Source organism: Mucilaginibacter sp. P2_A4, assembly GCF_056405015.1.
In genome coordinates this window covers 253391-272095 of the sequence record NZ_JBFUCX010000008.1, presented here as the reverse complement: position 1 = coordinate 272095, position 18705 = coordinate 253391, and the positions used below count along the sequence as shown (strand labels likewise).

Annotated in this window: 18 protein-coding genes and 1 tRNA gene; 10 read left to right on the top strand and 9 right to left on the bottom strand. The window is 41.3% G+C overall.

Annotated features, from left to right (window positions below):
- Positions 1-44: 44 nt before the first annotated feature.
- Together AC1DYB_RS16650 and AC1DYB_RS16645 are read right to left on the bottom strand one after the other, a co-directional pair.
- Positions 45-290: a heavy metal-binding domain-containing protein gene (locus AC1DYB_RS16650; RefSeq protein WP_477392235.1), complete on the bottom strand. Its 246-nt coding sequence runs from the start codon at positions 288-290 to the stop codon at positions 45-47.
- A 140-nt stretch (positions 291-430) separates the two neighbouring features.
- A complete protein-coding gene (locus AC1DYB_RS16645; RefSeq protein ID WP_477436567.1) occupies positions 431-814 on the bottom strand; it encodes an HYC_CC_PP family protein in 384 nt (127 codons plus the stop codon).
- A 345-nt stretch (positions 815-1159) separates the two neighbouring features.
- Between AC1DYB_RS16645 and AC1DYB_RS16640 the strand changes: the two genes are divergently transcribed.
- Together AC1DYB_RS16640 and AC1DYB_RS16635 are read left to right on the top strand one after the other, a co-directional pair.
- A complete protein-coding gene (locus AC1DYB_RS16640; protein ID WP_477436565.1) occupies positions 1160-1900 on the top strand; it encodes an SDR family oxidoreductase in 741 nt (246 codons plus the stop codon).
- A gap of 164 nt (positions 1901-2064) precedes the next feature.
- Positions 2065-2817 (top strand): SDR family oxidoreductase, encoded by a 753-nt coding sequence (locus tag AC1DYB_RS16635; RefSeq protein ID WP_477436563.1) that lies wholly within the window; start codon positions 2065-2067, stop codon positions 2815-2817.
- Between the two features lie 154 nt (positions 2818-2971).
- Here the strand turns inward: AC1DYB_RS16635 and AC1DYB_RS16630 are convergent, their stop codons facing one another.
- The gene (locus AC1DYB_RS16630) at positions 2972-3433 is read right to left on the bottom strand and encodes an Lrp/AsnC family transcriptional regulator (RefSeq protein WP_295721686.1); all 462 of its coding nucleotides are present in this window, start codon (positions 3431-3433) and stop codon (positions 2972-2974) included.
- Positions 3434-3610: 177 nt separating this feature from the next.
- Between AC1DYB_RS16630 and AC1DYB_RS16625 the strand changes: the two genes are divergently transcribed.
- The 3 genes from AC1DYB_RS16625 to AC1DYB_RS16615 all read left to right on the top strand — a co-directional run bounded on the left by AC1DYB_RS16625 (position 3611) and on the right by AC1DYB_RS16615 (position 6953).
- Complete coding sequence (locus AC1DYB_RS16625) at positions 3611-4669, top strand: PLP-dependent cysteine synthase family protein (protein WP_477436561.1); 1059 nt, start codon at positions 3611-3613, stop codon at positions 4667-4669.
- 17 nt (positions 4670-4686) lie between these two features.
- Positions 4687-5136 carry a protein-disulfide reductase DsbD domain-containing protein gene (locus AC1DYB_RS16620; protein ID WP_477436559.1) on the top strand — a complete coding sequence of 150 codons (450 nt, stop codon included), beginning with the start codon at positions 4687-4689 and terminating at the stop codon, positions 5134-5136.
- A gap of 149 nt (positions 5137-5285) precedes the next feature.
- Positions 5286-6953, top strand: a complete 1668-nt coding sequence (locus AC1DYB_RS16615) for a protein-disulfide reductase DsbD family protein (RefSeq protein ID WP_477436556.1) — start codon at positions 5286-5288, stop codon at positions 6951-6953.
- A 111-nt stretch (positions 6954-7064) separates the two neighbouring features.
- Here the strand turns inward: AC1DYB_RS16615 and AC1DYB_RS16610 are convergent, their stop codons facing one another.
- A complete protein-coding gene (locus AC1DYB_RS16610) occupies positions 7065-8096 on the bottom strand; it encodes a LacI family DNA-binding transcriptional regulator (protein ID WP_477436554.1) in 1032 nt (343 codons plus the stop codon).
- 364 nt (positions 8097-8460) lie between these two features.
- Here AC1DYB_RS16610 and AC1DYB_RS16605 point away from each other — a divergent pair, with 364 nt between their 5' ends.
- The 3 genes from AC1DYB_RS16605 to AC1DYB_RS16595 all read left to right on the top strand — a co-directional run bounded on the left by AC1DYB_RS16605 (position 8461) and on the right by AC1DYB_RS16595 (position 12813).
- On the top strand, positions 8461-9930 hold the full coding sequence (locus tag AC1DYB_RS16605; protein ID WP_477436552.1) for a tagaturonate reductase: 1470 nt from the start codon (positions 8461-8463) through the stop codon (positions 9928-9930).
- Between the two features lie 29 nt (positions 9931-9959).
- Entirely contained in the window at positions 9960-11612 is a 1653-nt protein-coding gene (locus tag AC1DYB_RS16600) for a UxaA family hydrolase (protein ID WP_477436550.1), read from the top strand.
- A 187-nt stretch (positions 11613-11799) separates the two neighbouring features.
- Positions 11800-12813 carry a zinc-binding alcohol dehydrogenase family protein gene (locus AC1DYB_RS16595; RefSeq protein ID WP_477436548.1) on the top strand — a complete coding sequence of 338 codons (1014 nt, stop codon included), beginning with the start codon at positions 11800-11802 and terminating at the stop codon, positions 12811-12813.
- Positions 12814-12927: 114 nt separating this feature from the next.
- Here AC1DYB_RS16595 and AC1DYB_RS16590 read toward each other — a convergent pair whose 3' ends face one another.
- Complete coding sequence (locus AC1DYB_RS16590) at positions 12928-13440, bottom strand: SgcJ/EcaC family oxidoreductase (protein ID WP_477436546.1); 513 nt, start codon at positions 13438-13440, stop codon at positions 12928-12930.
- A gap of 65 nt (positions 13441-13505) precedes the next feature.
- Positions 13506-14336 (bottom strand): AraC family transcriptional regulator, encoded by an 831-nt coding sequence (locus tag AC1DYB_RS16585; protein ID WP_477436544.1) that lies wholly within the window; start codon positions 14334-14336, stop codon positions 13506-13508.
- A gap of 606 nt (positions 14337-14942) precedes the next feature.
- Here AC1DYB_RS16585 and AC1DYB_RS16580 point away from each other — a divergent pair.
- Entirely contained in the window at positions 14943-15614 is a 672-nt protein-coding gene (locus tag AC1DYB_RS16580; RefSeq protein WP_477436542.1) for a hypothetical protein, read from the top strand.
- Positions 15615-15979: 365 nt separating this feature from the next.
- On the opposite strand, the gene AC1DYB_RS16575 is transcribed toward AC1DYB_RS16580, so the two are convergent.
- Together AC1DYB_RS16575 and AC1DYB_RS16570 are read right to left on the bottom strand one after the other, a co-directional pair.
- Positions 15980-16765, bottom strand: coding sequence for a hypothetical protein (locus AC1DYB_RS16575; protein WP_295721712.1), 786 nt, complete (start codon positions 16763-16765; stop codon positions 15980-15982).
- A gap of 359 nt (positions 16766-17124) precedes the next feature.
- Positions 17125-17197: transfer RNA gene (locus tag AC1DYB_RS16570), tRNA-Phe, on the bottom strand.
- Between the two features lie 506 nt (positions 17198-17703).
- On the opposite strand from AC1DYB_RS16570, the gene AC1DYB_RS16565 reads away from it, so the two are divergent.
- Entirely contained in the window at positions 17704-18144 is a 441-nt protein-coding gene (locus AC1DYB_RS16565; RefSeq protein WP_295714301.1) for a DUF2750 domain-containing protein, read from the top strand.
- A gap of 49 nt (positions 18145-18193) precedes the next feature.
- Here AC1DYB_RS16565 and AC1DYB_RS16560 read toward each other — a convergent pair whose 3' ends face one another.
- Positions 18194-18676 carry a hypothetical protein gene (locus tag AC1DYB_RS16560; protein WP_477436540.1) on the bottom strand — a complete coding sequence of 161 codons (483 nt, stop codon included), beginning with the start codon at positions 18674-18676 and terminating at the stop codon, positions 18194-18196.
- Between the last annotated feature and the right edge of the window lie 29 nt (positions 18677-18705).

Below are 18705 nucleotides of genomic sequence, written 5' to 3'. Positions count from 1 at the left end.
ATGGTTTTGATAATCCCGGTGTATGAGCACCGGGATTAAATGAATTACATTTTCATTGATGTAGCTTTCTTTTTAGCAGGCTCCTTTTTTACCAGGGCCATACCGCATTTAGGGCATTTTCCTGGTTTATCGCTCAATACTTCGGGGTGCATGGTGCAGGTGTATTGTACTTTAACAGGTTTAACCTTTTTGGTTTTAGTGGTGTCTGAAACCGCGGTAGTTGAGTGAGATGCAAAAACGCTTGCTGCTGAAAACAAGATTGCAATGGCCATCAGGGTTACTTTTTTCATGAAAATAAAAATTAAAAAAATGGAGAAATGGCATAAGACTATAGCAAGTCCTATACGTTGATTATAAATTAAGATGATTGATTTTAATTTAAAGCGTAGCCGGTTTACAGGTAGTAAAGGCTAAATAGAAAAGGTACAGGTCAAATCCTGTAGGTACAGTTGCGGGTATAGATAGGTATATCGGGGCTTGCCGGGGGGGCGTTGCTTTGATAACCAATACTGGCATCGTAATCTTTAATAATAACTGTTGAATTCCAGGTATTGAAAGAGGGCAGAATTACCGGTGATAACGTACCCAAAACAAAAGAATCGGCACTTACGTGGGTATCCTTGATCTTAAAACTTTGTTTTTCGTTTTTGCAGCAGTCATTGTTGTTTTTAGCTGCTTTGCCTGTGTTATCAGTTGAGCCATAGATGAAGGTAACCGAGGCCAGTTTACCGCAGCAATAAAAACGGTTTACCCCAATACCCACACAGGATAAAAGGTAAACGGCTGTTAATATAATGAGTGCGCTGCGTTTCACAATTCGAAGATACTTAATAATTTAAATTTTATACAAATCACATTATATAATGCTGTGATTTTACTTTTTGCAGACGGGCATCCGCAGCCACAATAATGTTATTAAATCATTGCCGTTGACTTTAGTCAACGGAGTAATTTGCATAATTGGGCTGAAGCCCACAATGATGTTTTATTTTACCGTTGACTTTAGTCAACGGCAATGAATAATCTTTGTTTTTAAACAGCATCTTAGATATTTACATGTAATGCTTTAATATGTGTATCATTTGAGGGTAGTTCAAACCTCACCTTTGTTATGTCAAAACAAACAAGACAAAAACAAAACAACATAACAAAGGAAATCATGAAAACGCTATCAGAAAAAGTAATCTTAGTAACCGGCGCATCTAAAGGTATAGGAGCAGCAGTAGCTCAACAACTGGCTAATGCCGGTGCCAAAGTAATCATCAACTATGCAAGCGGTAAAGAAGCCGCCGATGAAACCGTTAACCTCATTAAACAAAACGGCGGTGATGCCATCGCCATACAGGCTGATGTAAGTAAATCAGCCGAAGTAGCGGCTATGTTTGATGCAGCAATTGCTCACTATGGTAAAATTGATGTATTGGTAAACAACGCCGGCATCATGATCACCAAACTGCTAAAAGATACTACCGACGAAGATTTTACCCGCCAGTTTGATATTAACGTACGCGGCACATTCAACACCATGCGCGAAGCCGCCACCAAACTGGCCGATAAGGGCAGTATCATCAACTTCTCTACTTCGGTTAATCGCATCATGCTGCCCACTTACAGCACTTACGTGGCTACCAAAGCAGCGGTTGAGCAATTAACCCGGGTATTTAGCAAAGAAGTTGGCGCAAGGGGTATCAATGTAAACTCCGTTTCTCCTGGTCCTACCAATACAGAACTGTTCACCAAAGGCAAACCACAGGAAGTAATTGACCGCCTGGCATCACTATCTGCCTTCAACCGCATCGGCGAGCCTGAAGATATCGCCCGGGTTGTTGTATTCCTGGCCGGCGATGATGCCAAATGGATCAGCGCGCAAAATATTGGTGTAAACGGTGGAATGGCTTAAAATAGAGTCAAGAAGTTAGAGTCAAGAATTAAGACAGCAAAAGCACGATTAAGGGAGAGTCGAGAAGTTAGAATCAAGATCATATAAAACATTGATTGTATTTCAAATCAATCGCTGAAATCATCAAGTAATCAGTGTAATCACAATTTTTAAAAAGTAAAGTCATGAACTCATTAAATAATAAAGTAGCATTAATAACAGGATCGGCACGCGGTTTAGGTAAGGCAATTGCAGAGCGCTACGCGGCATTGGGCGCCGATATCGTGATCAATTATTCACGCGATAAAGCATCAGCAGATGAAGTAGTAAGCAACATCGAGGCTATGGGCGTGAGGGTAATAGCCGTACAGGCCGATGTAAGTAAAGTTGCCGATATTGAACGCTTATTTGCGGAGGCAAAAAAAGCATTTGGCAAAATAGATATCGTGGTGGCCAATGCTGGTATCGAGCTGGTAGAAACCCCGGTGGTTGATTTTACCGAGGAGCAGTTTGATCGCGTATTCGGGATCAACACCAAGGGTACTTACTTCACCATGCAGCAGGCTGCAAAAAATGTGGAAAACAATGGCCGTATCATTTACATCGCATCCAGTACCACTTCATTCCCTGTACCCGGAATGGCTGTGTACGGCGGCAGTAAAACCACTCCGCGTTACCTGGTTGATATTCTTTCTAAAGAGATAGGTCATAAAGGCATAACTGTAAACTCTATTATCCCATTTGCGGTTGATCATTCGGGCATTTTTGCGGAAGCAGGCAGCTATCCTGAGTTAAGGAAACAATTATTAGACAGCTGCCCGATGGGTAGGCTGGCCGAAGTGGAAGACGTGGCCAATGCCGCCGAATTTTTTGCCAGCGACCTGTCGTCATTTGTAAATGGCCAACACTTACTGATCAATGGCGGCGCCACTAATTAATCAATAATTTAATTTTTGGCAACTGATGGGTTTGGTGCTAAGTATTCAGCTGAAATAGAAGTAAAATAGATTACTGAATAAATAAAAAAAGAAGGTGCTCCCGGTAAAATGGAAGCGCCTTTCTTTTTTAATAATAATATCATGTTCGTAAAGCCTACAATGGATAAGCCGTATCGCTTTTGGTTTCTGATAAAACAAAAAAGCTTTGTACGGTGGTGATATTGGGAAGAGTTGCCAGTTTATTTCTGTAAAAATGGTGGTAGGCCTCCATATCACTTGTGGCAATGCGCAGGATAAAATCAAATGCGCCGGTCATCTGAAAGCATTCCATTACTTCAGGAAACTTGGCTACTTCCAGTTCGAAATTATTTAAGGTATTGGCCGTATGATCATTTAAAAGCACATGGCTAAAAGCAATCAGGTTTCTGTTAATCTTCTTTCGGTCGAGTATAGCAACAACCCTTTTTATATAGCCCTGTTCTTTCAACCTTCTGATTCTTTCATGAATGGTAGCGATAGATTTATGGAGCTTATAAGAAATTTCCTTATTGGTTAATGAGGCATTTTGCTGTAAAAGCTTTAAAATTTCCAGGTCGGTTAGGTCTAAATCTGTCATTGATAAAAAGATTGAAAAAACAAGCATTGAAAAAACATACAATGATAAGAACTAATGTTCTGCGAAACTGAAAAATAACACTATAAAATATGATTAAAGCATAAAATTTATGGATTTTATGGAAACCATTGTTCTTATTATAGGATATTAGGACATTTATACCATAAATTTTAAGGTATGGTAGGGGCAGCAGTATTGGATTTAGATATAGAATTGGAAAAAAGGTTTCAAAACTTATGGCATCTGGTAGGTAACACACCAATGTTAAAGTTACAGTACACCTATAATGGCAACGCTGGAGAAATTTATGTAAAATGTGAGCATTATAACCTTACAGGCAGTGTAAAGGATAGAATGGCGCTGTACATTTTACACCAGGCTTATAAAAATGGCAATATAAACCCCTGCGATACCATTATTGAGGCCACCAGCGGTAATACAGGTATTGCCTTTGCCGCGATTGGAAAAGCGTTGGGGCATGAAGTAAAGATCATTATGCCCAACTGGCTAAGCAAAGAGCGGATAGATATTATCAGAAGCATGGGGGCCGAAGTGTTATTGATTAGTAAAGAGCAAGGCGGCTTTTTGGGCAGTATAAAACTTAGTGAGGAGCTTGCAGCACAGGGAGGTGTATTTTTACCGCAGCAGTTTGAAAACAACCACAACGCCGAGGCTCATGAAATGACCACCGGGCCAGAAATATGGAGGCAATTGGCTAATATCGGTCTTAAACCCGATGCGTTTGTGGCAGGCGTAGGTACCGGCGGTACAGTAATGGGAACAGGTAGATATCTGAAAGCCATGAATCCGCAAATTAAGATTCATCCTTTGGAGCCGGCCGAGTCGCCTACATTAACAACGGGTTATAAGGTTGGCAGCCACCGTATCCAGGGAATTTCTGACGAGTTTATACCTGCTATTGTAAAGCTCAATCAAATGGATCAGGTTGTTCAGGCAAATGATGGCGATGCCATTATTATGGCACAAAAGCTATCCAGGCAATTGGGACTCGCCGTTGGTATTTCATCGGGCGCCAACGTGATTGGAGCAATTAAGCTGAAAGAGCAATTAGGAAAGGATGCCGTAGTGGTTACCCTGCTATGCGATAGCAATAAAAAATACCTGAGCACAGACCTGGTAAAAGAAGAAATTATTAAAGAAGGCTATCTATCTACCGATACCGATTTTACCGGTTATCAGCCTATCTCCCGCTTAAACGAATTTATTATCCCATAAAAACAATCAAAAACCTCATGAAAAAAATCACAATTGTTGCAATAGCCTTTGTTCTGTTTGCGATACAAAGCAAAGCGCAAATACTACAACCCGTACGTTGGAGCTATGCCGCAAAAAAAACCAGCGCCACCGAAGCGGTAGTATTTATTAAAGCTACTATTGACGAAGGCTGGCATGTATATTCCCAGTTTGTTAAAGATGGCGGCCCTGTAAAAACCACCATCGATTTTACGCCATCAAAAGCGTTTACACTGGTAGGTAAAACTATCGAGCCTCAGCCCATAACCCGCATGGAAAAAGTTTTCGGGATGGAAGTTGGCTTCTTTGAAAAGAGTGTGATTTTTCAGCAAAAGATCAGGCTGAAAGCCAAACAAACTACAGTAAGCGGCAAGCTGGAATACATGACCTGTAACGATCAAAAGTGCCTGCCACCAGATGATATCGAGTTCAGCATCCCGGTAAAATAAACCAATATCCATTCAAATTAAAATGAATTTGGGGAATACCCCAAGGCTACGCCTTTGCCTTATTTTTTGGCGCGATACAGTATCCATGTGGTCCTGAATATTATTTATCCCGGTAGTAAAAGGATTACAGGTTTTAAAGAACAAAATTAATGAAGCAGACCATATTACTTATTTTACTCGCAGCGGGTATCCTGTTAAGCCCCAATTTGGCAAAAGCGCAGGATACCGCCTCAACAGCAGGTATCGAATTTACAGAAATAAACACGCCCCCGGCTGCAAAAACCACCGGGACAGACAAAGACGGCAGCCGGGAAAAGGTGATTAGCAAAAAAGTTGTAAAGGCACCTGCAAAAGGAGCAAATAAGGGTCAAAATAAACAAACATTGCTTACCATTTTTTTAGCCGGTTTGGCAGGCGGATTTGCAGCATTGCTCATGCCCTGCATTTTTCCGATGTTGCCCTTAACGGTAAGTTATTTCACCAAATCGGGCGATAAAAAAGGTAGCCCGGCTGGTAAAGCGGCAATTTATGGTATCAGCATTATAGCTATATATGTGGTAATGGGGCTTGTGGTAACAATTGTTTTTGGGGCCGATGCCTTGAATAGTTTGTCCACAAACGGGATCTTTAATTTTGGTTTCTTCCTGCTCATCGTTGTATTTGCGGCATCTTTCCTGGGCGCATTTGAAATTACCCTGCCATCAAGCTGGGTAAATAAAATGGATCAAAACTCAGATAAAGGCGGGTTGATGGGATTGTTTTTCATGGCTGCTACACTGGCCCTGGTATCTTTTAGTTGTACCGGTCCTATTATTGGCACCCTGCTGGTACAGGCTGCTACAACGGGCGCGTTGCTTGGTCCGGCTATAGGTATGTTTGGGTTCGCGCTGGCGCTGGCTATTCCTTTTGTACTATTTGCCATGTTCCCCAGCTGGCTGCAATCTTTGCCTAAATCGGGCGGCTGGCTTAATAGTGTTAAAGTAACATTGGGCTTCATGGAGCTTGCCCTTTCTTTTAAATTTTTAAGCAATGTTGATCTGGCCTATCACTGGCACTGGTTTGATCGGGAAATATTCCTGGTGTTGTGGATCGTGATTTTTGCGCTGATGGGTTTTTACCTGTTAGGTAAGCTCAAATTCAGTCACGACAGCGAGTTGAAATCCATTTCGGTGCCGAGACTTTTCCTGGCCATTATCGTGTTATCGTTCACCATGTACATGGTGCCGGGTTTATGGGGAGCACCGCTCAAATCTATCAGCGCTTTTTTGCCGCCGCAATCAACCCAGGATTTTGACCTGTCTGCCCCGGGTATTACTACTAATAACAGGAGTAACGAGGCAGCTACCGGCCCCCATAAATATGCCGATCTGTTTGATAAGCCAAAAGGCTTTGATCCGTATTTTGATTATGAGGAGGGAATAGCCTACGCCAAAAAGATGCACAAACCGGTGATGATTGATTTTACAGGCCATGCCTGTGTTAACTGCCGCAAAATGGAAGCTAACGTATGGCCGGATAAACAGGTATATCAGCGTATCACGCAAGATTATGTACTTATCCAATTGTATGTTGATGACAAAACAGATTTGGCAAAAGAGGAGCAGACTACCACTCCCGAAGGCCGGAAAATTCAAACCATAGGCAATAAATGGAGTCACCTGCAAACCTCCAAATTCGTATCCAATTCGCAGCCATTTTATGTGCTGCTTAATCCGGATACACAGGAGCCTTTGGTAACGCCGGGCGGGGCAGATTATGATCCGCTTAGTTACTTAAAATACCTTGATGCCGGGTTAAAAGCTTATGCGATACAATGAGTTGTATGAGTTGGATGGGTTACTATAAAAAGTCTTCGTTCGTTCTTTAAGCAGTTAATAGTTAATTAAAAAGCATTCTCAGAAGCGGATGCTTTTTTTTATTAAATCACCTTAGTACAGCTTTTGGGATGATGACCGAACAATCAGTTCGGTCTCCATTCGTTCTGTGGTGAACTCTTCAACTGGCCACTTGCTTTCGATGGTTTTAATAAGCATTTCTGTAGCCTTTTGTCCTATCTGGAACGCTGGCTGGCGAACAACGGTTAATGGCGGATCAAATAGTTCAACCACATCAGAGTTGGTGAAGCCTGCCAATGCAATATCCCCCGGTATTTTGACCCCCAGTTTTTTTAATATAGATACACAACTGATGGTAAGCCGGTCGGCGGCTATAAAAATAGCTTCGGGGCGGTCGTCCATAGCTAACAGGGCTTTTACGGCAAATTCTATTTCATCATAAATCATACCCCCGTGCTCACAATGTTTTAAATAACCGGGGTTAAATTCCAGGCCATGTTTGTCCATTGCGGCTTTAAAGCCATCAAATCTTTCGTGGCTTATTGATAAATTATTTGAACTGGTAAGGTGTGCTATTTTTTTAAAGCCCGAGTTTATTAAAAGTTCTGTAGCGTCAAATGCCCCCTTAAAGTTATTTGCAACTACCCTGTGGGTATTAATATCGGTAGCTACCCTGTCAAAAAATACAATTGGAAAACCTTTTTCGTGTAAATACTTGTATTGTGAAGTATCGGTTGTTTGAGTAGATAGGGAAACCAGTAAGCCATCAACATGCCTTGAAAGTAAGTGCTGCACGTTTACTGTTTCCCGGTCAAATGATTCATGGGTTTGGGTGATAATAACATGGTAACCAAGATTGTAAGCAATGGACTCGATGCCATTAATAGCCTGCGAAAAATAATCATTGGCTACCTCGCATACTACAACACCAATGGAATGGCTTTTTTGGTCCTTAAGGCTTAATGCTATGGGGTTTGGGCGGTAGTTTACCTTTTCGGCAAACTCCTGAACCAGTCTTTTAGTTTCGGCGCCTATTTCATAGCTACCCTTTAAAGCTCTTGATACAGTTGATGTTGATACACCCAAAGCCTTTGCTATGTCCTTAATGGTATAAGATTCAAACATAATTTGGTCCTTTGAGCCTGCAAAGTACGGTTAACACCAAACAGTTTCAAATATTAGGGCTTTTTGTTACATACCTGTTTTTTGTAAAAAGCTGGTGTGAGCATGCTTTTGTAAACAGCTTTTAAAACCGTGCAAACGTTCCCGGAAACGTTTGCGCAGTTTTAGTTGGCCAGATACTTTTTTTTGTACTCAAGAGCGATTAATCTTGCTTAGGAATTTTAAGCCTCCATGCTATCGGCATGGTCAAAATTAATATCCATTACCAATTGTAAGGCGTTATCAAATTATCTGTAGAAAAAACATGTCGGTAAAAGCATCATTTCAAAACAATGATTAATTAAAAAATTACCCCAATAAAAACAATATGATCTTATCAAAATATAACCTGAAAAGAATAAACGTACCAGGACTTGAAATACCCGGTGAGCAAATATTTGAATTGCCAGAAAAAGTGCTGCAATTTGGTACCGGAGTGCTGTTAAGGGGCCTGCCCGATTACTTTATTGATAAAGCCAACCGTACAGGGATTTTTAACGGCAGGGTGGTTGTGGTAAAATCAACAGATACAGGCACAGTTGATGATTTTGATAAGCAGGATAATTTGTACACCATTTATTCAAAGGGCATTGTAAATGGGGAGGAAGTAAGCACGCAGATTATCTCATCGGCCATAAGCCGGGTTTTATCTGCCGCTAATGAATGGGAGGCAATTTTGGAAGTGGCTAAAAGCCCTGAGTTGCAGGTTGTGATATCCAACACTACAGAAGTTGGTATTAAACTGGTTAAAGAGGATGTGCGCAAGCACCCGCCAGCTTCATTCCCGGGTAAGCTACTCGCTGTTTTATATGAGCGATACCAGGCTTTTAATGGCAGTACGGATAGCGGCCTGGTTATTATCCCTACCGAACTTATTGTTGATAACGGGAAAAAACTGGAAGCTATTGTATTGGAACTAGCCCACCTTAACAAACTGGAACCCGCTTTTATGGACTGGCTGGAAAATAGCAATAGTTTCTGTAATTCATTGGTGGATAGAATTGTACCAGGGCGACCGGATAAGGCTTCGGGCGAGGAATTGGAGGCGAAAAATGGCTACACCGATAACCTTGGCATCATGGCCGAAACCTATAGTTTATGGGCTATCGAGGGCGATGGCAAAATAAAAGATGTGTTATCATTTTACCAGGCAGATGAAGGCGTAGTGATAACGCCCGATATTGAATTGTTCAGGGAGTTGAAATTGCGCCTGCTTAACGGCACACATACGCTTTGTTGTGCGTTTGCCTACTTATCAGGATTTAAAACTGTTAAAGAAGCAATGGGTGATGAACAGTTTACAAAGTTTATTACGCAGTTAATGTTTGAGGAGATCAGGCCTGCTATTCCATATAAAATTGATGATGTAGTTGCTGCTGATTTTGCAAACAAGGTTTTGGATAGGTTTCGCAATCCATATATCAGGCATGAGTGGTTAAGTATCTCGGTACAGTACTCTACTAAAATTAAAATGAGGGTTATTCCGTTATTATTAAACTATTATAAATTGAAGAATGAGGTACCGGCATGTATTGCATTAGGTTTTGCTGCCTTTATCCGTTTTATGCATGTTAAAGCAGGGGACGAGGGGCTATATACAGGTACTATTAATGCAGAGGAATATAAAGTTACAGATAGCCAGGCCGCCTATTTCGCAAAGGTTTGGGAAAACGGGGATAGTAATGTTGTAATTGAAAACATCCTAAAAAGTAAAGACCTGTGGGATGCAGACCTAAGCGCTTTGCCTGGCTTTACAGCAGCCGTGACTGAGCAATTTAAACAGATCAATAATGGATAAAGGATTGCTACACTATCAAAATTAAAACAATGAAACAACAAATTATAAAAGTCCATCCTGCCGATAATGTACTGGTAGCCCTGGTTGATTTGCAGGCCGGCGAAGAGGTTGAATATAAAGGCGATGGTTATACGTTAACTGACTTCATTCCGGCCAAACATAAATTTGCCATTGCGGATATTCCAGAAGGTGGGGAGATTATTATGTACGGAGTTTTGGTAGGTAAGGCAAAAAGTCCTATCCCGGTTGGTGGTTTGCTATCCACCGGCAATGTAGTGCATGCGGCCAGCAGTTTTTTAACCGGCAGCAGCCATACCGACTGGCACAAACCCGATGTAAGTAAATGGCAAAGCCAAACCTTTAACGGCTATCACCGCGAAGATGGTAGCGTGGGTACTGCCAATTACTGGCTGGTGGTTCCGATGGTGTTTTGCGAGAATCGCAATATTGAAGTATTGCAGGAAGCGCTGGTAAAACCTTTGGGCTATGGACGAAAGAAAACCTACGAGATAAAAGCCCAGCAACTGATAGGTATGATTAAAGCGGGCGGAGAGATCAATGAAGTATTATATACCGAAATTGATGGCGATACCGCTCAAAGTACAGGTAATAAGCTGTTCCCTAATGTAGATGGTATTAAGTTTTTATCACATACCGGCGGTTGCGGCGGCACACGACAGGACTCCACTACCTTATGCGGTTTACTGGCAGGTTATATTACACACCCCAATGTGGCGGGTGCTACGGTATTGAGCCTGGGATGCCAAAATGCAGAAGTAAGAACCTTGCAGGAGGAGATCAATAAACGCTCGCCTGAATTTAATAAGCCACTGTATATCCTGGATCAGCAAAAAACCGGTAAAGAAGCCGACCTGATGGAGTTGGCCATCCGGCAAACCCTTGCCGGGTTAATGCAGGCTAACAAAATTACCCGTAAACCAGCGCCATTAAGTAAGCTTGTTATTGGCCTGGAGTGCGGTGGCTCTGATGGCTTTTCCGGAATTTCGGCGAACCCTGCTATCGGTTATACTTCAGATCTGTTGGTGACTCTTGGCGGTTCGGTTATTTTGTCTGAATTTCCTGAACTGTGCGGCGTTGAACAAAACCTGATAGACCGTTGCCTGGATAAAGACAAAGCCGAACGTTTTGCCAGCCTCGTGAGCAGCTATAGCCAGCGTGCCGAAGAAGCGGGATCAGGCTTTTATATGAACCCATCGCCGGGTAATATAAAGGACGGATTAATAACAGATGCCATTAAATCAGCGGGTGCTGCAAAAAAAGGTGGCACATCGCCGGTAGCCGATGTGCTTGACTATCCTGAAAAAGTTACCAAGCCAGGTTTGAATTTGCTGTGTACACCCGGCAATGATGTGGAATCAACCACGGCCGAAGTTGGCTCTGGAGCTAATGTGGTTTTGTTTACAACAGGTTTGGGTACGCCAACCGGCAACCCGATAGTTCCGGTTGTGAAGATTGCCACAAACACAACCTTGTTTAACAAGATGAGCGATATCATTGACATTAATACCGGTACCATAGTTGAAGGTGACGAAACCATTGAACAGGCAGGAGAAAGGATACTGGACTATGTTATTAAAGTAGCTAGCGGAGAAATTGAAGTAAGCGCGGTACGGCACGGCCAGGACGATTTTATCCCGTGGAAACGCGGAGTATCCTTATAAATAGATTTACAATTACTAACAATATTAAGAGTCAAGAATCAAGAGTCAAGAATCAAGACAGCCAAAAACGTCAAAATATAAAAGTTTTCCAAAAACTTTACATTATTGAGTCGGGCATAGATTAGCTTACTGTTGTTTTCTCTTGATTCTTGACTCTTAACTCTTGATTCTTATTTAAAATAACATAATGAAAATACTTACCTGTATAACTCCTGGCCAATTGGAATACGGCGCTGCCGATGTTCCTGAACTTAAACCTGGCAATGCTTTGCTTAAAATAAAACGAATAGGCATCTGCGGAACCGATCTGCATGCGTTTGAAGGCACGCAGCCTTTTTTCAGCTATCCGCGTGTGTTAGGCCACGAGCTTGCAGCCGAATTGCTTGATGCAGGTGGCGAGGATGGATTTGAAAAAGGAGAAGCTGTAACATTTATACCCTATTTTAATTGCGGGCACTGTATAGCCTGCCGCTCTGGTAAGCCCAATTGCTGTGTTAACATACAGGTTTGCGGTGTACACACTGATGGCGGCATGGTCGAATACCTGCAGGTACCCTCCCGTTTACTGGTGCATGGCGAAGGGCTTAGCTTTGATGAGCTGGCACTGGTTGAACCATTGGCTATAGGTGCGCATGGCGTACGGCGGGCCGCAGTACAACCCGGAGAGTTTGTACTGGTTATTGGCGCGGGGCCAATTGGTTTGGGTATTATGGAGTTTGCGCGTATAGCAGGGGCAACGGTAATAGCTGCCGATGTAAACACGCAGCGTTTGGCTTTTTGCAAGGATAACCTGAAAATTGCCCATACCATAAACGTAAAGGACGAAGATACCCTGGCACGATTAAATGAAATTACCAACGGCGATATGCCTACCGTGGTAATTGATGCAACCGGCAATCAAAACGCCATAAATGGTGCTTTCCAATACCTTGCACATGGTGGCAGGTATGTACTGGTAGGTTTGCAGCGGGGCGATATTATAGTTAGTCACCCGGAGTTTCATAAACGCGAGGCCACCCTGATGAGCAGCCGCAACGCTACCCGGCAGGATTTTGAGCACGTGATCAGGTCTATGAAAAGCGGGCAGGTTAATCCACAAACTTATATTACGCACCGGGTATCATTTGATGAAGTAAAAGATCAGTTTAAAAGCTGGCTAAACCCGGCCAACGGAGTTATTAAAGCCATGGTTGAAGTATAGGCAATGATGAGAAGATTTACAAAATGCAATTAGAGGTATGGCACAAAAAAGCTACTTAGCGTTAATTTAACTGAGAAGCTTTTTTGTGTTAGCCGGAGGATTTATTAATCACGTTTAGTCCTTCGGCATTTGTTTCACCGGGTCAAACGGTTGTGCTCCTTTATCAATTACAACATTTTCCGCGGCATCCATTAGCCATTTTCCGTTTTGTTTCACATATACAATGGTTGCCAGGCCATCAGTCGGACTGGGGCTTTTCCCGTCAGGTAACGGAACGGGGTGCGGGTCAGAAAAATGCCAAAATAGGTGGGCTATCGCCACATCATTTGTTACAAAGCGAATGGCAACAGATGTTTTCTCGCATACCGCTGTTTTAAAAATTGTATTATGATATACCTGGTGTGCATATTGTGACTGCTTTCGTCCTTTCCACCACATGCCTACCACATTTACCCAATCGGTATTTTCTGTAGTATAGTTTTTCAAATCATCATAATTATGATTGTTCCAACTATATATCATAGCATCAACCTGCTTGTCGATGGCTGCTTCATCTTTGGTGCGATCCTGAGCAAATATGAGCCCACTTATCAATAAGCAGATGGTTGTTGTAAGTGCCTTTTTCATAACTAACTGTTTTTATGTAAAAGTATCCCCGAAAGAAGGGAAACACATAGTACAAAAACGACGTCTTAGCAGAAGAGTCGGTTAAAAAATTTCGTGGGTGATTTTAAAAGATCCGCTTCAATCGATGAGGGGTTGACGCCTGCAAATTCATGAAAGTCGCGTATGAGGTGCATCTGATCAAAATATCCGCATTCATTCGCAATGTTTATCCAGCTAATGCCAGGCTGTTGTTCTTTAATAATCCAGGCCTGGGCAAATCTTACCAAACGGGAGAAATGTTTGGGCGATAAGCCTATCCGTTGTTGAAATACCCTTTCAAATTGCCGGGTGCTTAAGCAGGCGTGGGATGCCAGCTGGTCTATTTTAAGTAATCCGCGTTCTTTTATAATCCGCGGAAATACACGATCAATGGGCAAGATCTGTTTTAGTTTTCCTGCACGTTTTAGCAGAAAACCTTCAACAATCATTTTCATTTCGGAAAAAGAACCAGCTTCGCATAGTCTTTCGTTTATTTCGTTCATTTCATTTCCCAGCAGATCCAGCGCATCAAATGCATCATTGCATAAAAGCTCATTCATTGGGATACCTAAAAAACGATACAAGCCACCGGGCTGGAATCCCACCTTTATCATCAAATGATGCCCTCCCGGGATGATAATTTGTCTGTTAACCTGGGGGCCGGTTATGATGGATGATGAAAGCGTTTCCCTTTTTTTTGTGGGTACGCACTCCGCCTCCACAACATCCCTTACATAAAAGAATAAGCAGTTTTCGGGAAGCGGTGGAATAGAAAAATTGGGCACTTTTTTTGCCGCCTCAAACTTTACCTCATGAATCATGATGTTGTTTACAAACTCTTTTAAGGCCGGATGCGGCTCGTAGAATTGTTGAAACATAACACTCGCAGGTTATTTACAGTTGGCAAATGACAATTCCCTAATCGCTAACGATTTATTATTGGAGTAAGGCGTGATATAATATCCAGCCGATACAGAAGCTAAATTAATGAATTATTTGCTGACTTTTGATAGGCTGCTACCGATAATAGAATTTGATAGTATCTTTTAAGTGTTTGATTGTAAGAGTTTTGTTATTTGGGTTCTTGAAAAAAAGATACAGGCGTTTGGAATTTCTGACGGCACTTTTGAAGGTGTATGGGCTATTTTAAAAATCTCGAACTATTTCTTGTCTGATTATGGATTTCCTAAATTCTAATCGTTAAAATTTGTTTTTATTTTTAAAAGTTTATTAAATGATGGAGAAAGTTCAAGCCATAGCCCAGCAGTTAGTTAAGTTTAATAAAAGTTTATAAATTTATTGATCAGTTATTGAAGGCTATGACCCGATTGCAAAAATTAGGATTGATTTACTTATACCTATTACCACCGATAGTAGCAGCAATTGGATTCGGTATAGGGAAGGTAAGTTTTCTTATATATTTACCTTTATGGGCCGTAAATATCTGTTTGATAATTATGGCGGTTAGGCAACTTACTAAACGTATGCCAAATGCCGGGGAAATTAAATCCAAAGGCTGGATCAGTGCTGGTTTACTCCTAATTATTCCTTGGATGCTATTCTCTATTTTCGCCGGTATGGGACCACCGCCAGCTACAATGGTGGGGTGGCTGGCAGCTTCTGCAGAGCAACAGGTTAGATACACCATCCTGATGTTCGGGGGCATCAGTGCACTAATGGGTTTCGCTCTACTGAAGACAAAATTGCAAGATCAAGGAGAACACATATATTCAATTTTAGGGTTTACGGTTTTAGGGATTGCCATCCCACTATTTATACTGAATATGGCTTTCTGGGGCTATTATCTTACGGATGTCTTTCGGTTTTTTGTAACATTGCCGGTGGGTAAAAGGCCGGATTGGTATCCGCCCGTCAAAATGTTTTTTTACGTGATTTCTGTTGTTGAGGTAGCCTCAATTTACTTAGCCACAATTCTTTTCGCCGTTGCGCTCAAAAAGACACACATTCTGAGCATCCGCGCCAGTTGCTGGTATCTTGTCATTGCATTTATAGGTATCGTGTTGGTTATTTTACCACCAACCATACCGGAACCGTTCTCTACAGCTGGCTATCTGGCAGCTGTTCCCGCTATCCCTTTTATCATGCCTTACCTAATGGGGGTTCGCTTATTGCGTTTTAACAAAATCTCGAATTAGTTCTTCTGCTCAGATTGGAAAGAATTCGAACCGTTTTTTAGAAGAATTGCAAACTCGGTTAAGTCATTACATGGAATGGGAGAGGTTTTCCATTAAAGCCGCAATATCATTGTTTTATACCTAAAAGCGTTTCCGGCCACTTTCAGAGGTGTTAGAGACACTATTTTCTTTCTTTTCCGCTTAGTTAATATCTATGCTTAGAAACCTAGCCCCCCAGAATTCCACTTGATCCCCGAAAACTGCGTTTGGAGTTTACAGCGGCGTTTAACAACATAAAAAAAGCCTCTTAGAATTAACTAAGAAGCTTTTGAAAGTGTGGTATCAACTGGGATCGAACCAGTGACACAAGGTTAAGTAAGGAATTTTTATTTGACACGCTTGTATATTTCTACAGATTGGCCATTTGTTGCACTATTAATCACCTGGGTATATTCGTCATGACCATTCATCGTGACTTTAACAGTAAATTTATTACCCTGAAGAAGCCGGTAATTTGATATTTGCTCTTCTTCCCTAAGCGTATCATTACTAAAAGTAAATACCCCAGTACCAAATCCATTTTTAAAGATGTTTTTTTCCTTATTCTGAAGGAACCTGTGTATGAAAATAAAATGTCCTCCCCAGAATATTTTATACTGCGTTACATCAGTTGGGATCGTGTCCTTGCCTTTTATTGTATAGGTTCTTTCCATTTTCCACAAACCATCAAGCACTGAGCTATCCGCTGGCGGGAATTTTTTATAATCTTCTTTCAATGCATATTTTACACCTTTTACTGTGGCAAAGTCGGGAATGACTTGGGTATAACCACCAGGTTTTCTTGTAATCTCAAGATTATAGGTTAGGGATGAGTCAAGCGCTCTGCTGGTATAAATACTATGTTCCTTAAGTCGGTTAGCCGAGTCAAGTGTATAAGTGCCAACACCAAACCCAACAGATGAATCAGGAACTATACTGGCGTATACATAGTTACGATCTGTATAGATTTTAACTTGAGTTCGTTTAATAGTAGAGTCTTTGCCTCCTCGATCGAGCACTTGTTTTTCAAGTTCATACGCACCCGACAGGCTTGCCTCAGGAGACTTCTCTTTTTTCTTACATCCCAAAATCAATAAGCTAAATAAAGCTGCAAAAATTAAAATCTTGTTCATAATGTTTAAGTTTTAATATGATATAGAAATTTATTTCGTCTGGTGGAGGTTCTTTTTGGCGGTTGATAACTTAATTATTTAATAAAAAAGCCAAGTAAGGACAAAATAAATGCCTAAAATTTTACCACCATAAATAATACAATTGATTACATAAACTTACAAATAATATATATGATAAGCAATTTGTTAGTAAATCATTAAAAGCTTGTTAATGATTTATTTAAAGAGAAAAAACCATCTAATTAGATACGGGGCGATGTGAATTTTCGGACTGATCTCAAAAAAGTCGTTGCATGTCAGGAAAGGCGGTTAAACGCAAAAAATCCCCTTAGCGTTAACTAAGAGGATTTCTGTTTCTGTGGTATCAGCTGGGATCGAACCAGCGACACAAGGATTTTCAGTCCTTTGCTCTACCTACTGAGCTATGATACCTTCTTTTCGGGAGTGCAAATGTAGTTTTCTTTTTCGAGTTTGGAAATTATTTTTTGAAAAAAGTTTGAATTTATAGCGCTATAGTCGCATATTTTGAACAATCTTTCAATAAATCAGGTACTTAGCTTTTGTTATTTTTTTTCACTTTAAAAACATTTCTGTGTATCAACAATTGAATTTAACTTTGAAAAGCTACCATGCAGGTATCATGATTGAACAGGCTTTATTCATTGCCTTTTTTGAAGTGTATATCCGTGAGCGGGCGACTATGGTATGTGTTAGCTCATTTAGGCAAGTAAAGGGGGCTGTGAGGGGATTATGCTTTCTATGGTGCTGTTTCCTGTCGAGAAGGAATGGTGGGCCTTGTATCGCCTGTAATGCCTGCGCAGAGGCGGGCTCAATGAATGTGAGCTGTCGGGGCTATTGATGTTTGGGATGGTGCTGCTCTCTGGAATAGTTTAATGGAGGCAGAGAATGATTAAATGATTGTTTTTAATAAAAAAGATATGTTACAGGATACCGCAGCAATTGAATCAAAGTATCAATTATTTATAGAAAGAGTAGCAGCCACAAAACTGGTGTGGGCGCTAATGAGCAAAACAGGATGGGCAAACTCTCATTCGCATGATAATGAAGAAGTTACTGTGGTGCCATTTTGGTCGGAAAGGGCTTATGCTAAAATTTGTGCCAGGGACGACTGGCGTAGTTACGTTCCGACAGAAATTCCATTGGCAGAATTTTTAGAAAGCTGGTGTGTGGGTATGGCCGAGAATGAAACTTTGGCCGGCATTAACTGGGATGCAAATATGCTTGGAAAAGAAATTGATGCTTTACAGGTGGCGCTTGATATTCTTAACCGGTTAAGCGTTATTAATTCGGCCATCGCGTTTAAAAACTACAGTAGTATAAGTGAATTTATAGGCGAGATCAGCGAATCGCCTGAATAAATTATTAAGCATTGCTTAATATTGGCGACCTCCGGTGGGGGCCAATGGTTTATGAACCTTTTATCTTAAAATAATTTAGGGCGTTTTTTAGGCTATCTAAACGTACCGGGCTCATGTTCTTTACCGGCAATTCTAAAGTGGTTGCCATGGAGTCAATATCACCCTTGGGGTCTTCATAGGTTTGTACAATAATATCGTCGTTTATTGTACTTAATTTGAGGGTTCCTGTTGTGTCATTTCCCTGGTATTCAACGTTGTTGAGCCGGTGCAAATTGAATGAAAAATACTCCTGCCGGCCATGTGGATAAGTTTTTCTTAAGCGCAAAAAGTAATCGTTAGTAAGGGTGATCTCCCACTTTTTTAGCTGGATATCAGGTGCAGGGTTATATGATTCAACAAGGCATTTATTGCTCCAGCTTAGCCATTCCAGTTCATCGATACCCGGTTTAAACCCGTAAATGAAGCCGCTGAAGGCCAATATTGCTATAATTACCGTGTTTTTTTTAATTGGTTGCAAGATTGATGTTTTCATGACAACAAAATGTAACCCGAAGTTAATAA